Raw genomic sequence first — 1,277 nt, 5'->3', positions numbered from 1 at the left:
GCGTCTTCGACCTGTTCAAGGTCGGCATCGGCCCGTCGAGCTCGCACACCGGCGGCCCGATGGCCGCCGCGCACAAGTTCGCGCGCGGCCTCGACCAGGACGGCCTGCTGGACCAGGTCGCCCGCGTCGAGGCCGTCCTCTACGGCTCGCTCGGCCTGACCGGCAAGGGCCACGGCAGCGACAAAGCCGTCCTGCTCGGCCTGTCCGGCGACAAACCCGAGCTCGTCGACGTCGACACCGTCGAGGCCCGCCTGGCCGCCATGCGCGCCTCCGGCACCCTCACCCTCCACGGCAAGCGCGAGATCCCGTTCGTCGTCGGCGACGACCTCGTCTTCGAACGCAAGATCAGCCTGCCCGGCCACCCCAACGGCATGCGCTTCACCGCCCGCGACGCCGACGGCGCCGTGCTGCGCGAGAAGGTCTACTACTCCGTCGGCGGCGGCTTCGTCGTCGACGAGAACGCCACCGGCGCCGACCGGATCAAACCCGACGACACCGTCCTGCCCTACCCGTTCACCACCGGCGAGGAGCTGCTCAAGCACTGCTCGGCCACCGGCCTGTCGATCTCGGCCCTGATGCTGGAGAACGAGAAGGCCTTCGGCCGCAGCGAGGCCGACATCCGCGCCGGCATCCTGCACCTGTGGCGGGTGATGAGCGAGTGCGTGCGCCGCGGCATCGCCCAGGAGGGCGTGCTGCCCGGCGGGCTGAAGGTGCGGCGGCGGGCCAACCAGCTGCACCGCCGCCTGCAGACCGAAGCGGCCGGCGACGACCCGCTGCGCGCGATGGACTGGGTGTCGCTGTTCGCGCTGGCGGTCAACGAGGAGAACGCCGCGGGCGGCCGGGTGGTCACCGCCCCGACCAACGGCGCGGCGGGGATCATCCCGGCGGTGCTGACCTACTACAGCCGGTTCGTGCCGGGCGCCGACGACGAGGGCGTGATCCGGTTCCTGCTGACCGCCGCGGCGATCGGGGTGCTGTTCAAGGAGAACGCCTCCATCTCCGGTGCGGAGGTGGGCTGTCAGGGCGAGGTCGGCTCGGCCTGCTCGATGGCGGCGGCGGGGCTGACCGAGGTGCTGGGCGGCACTCCGGAGCAGGTGGAGAACGCCGCCGAGATCGGCATCGAGCACAACCTCGGGTTGACGTGCGACCCGATCGGCGGGCTGGTGCAGATCCCGTGCATCGAGCGCAACGCGGTGGCCTCGATCAAGGCGATCACCGCGGCCCGGATCGCGCTGCGCGGCGACGGCCGCCACTTCGTCGCCCTGGACAAGGCCATC

General features: G+C 72.0%; 1 protein-coding gene. It reads left to right on the top strand.

Annotated features, from left to right (window positions below; all coding sequences use genetic code 11):
• Nucleotides 1-1,277: L-serine ammonia-lyase (locus tag HT134_RS44270; protein WP_175606500.1), on the top strand; the 1,277-nt coding region annotated here is incomplete at both ends.

This window comes from Nonomuraea rhodomycinica, from assembly GCF_013363995.1.
Taxonomy (GTDB): domain Bacteria; phylum Actinomycetota; class Actinomycetes; order Streptosporangiales; family Streptosporangiaceae; genus Nonomuraea; species Nonomuraea rhodomycinica.
The sequence above is the reverse complement of the archived record's forward strand: the minus strand, read 5'-3'. Positions and strand labels throughout refer to the sequence as shown.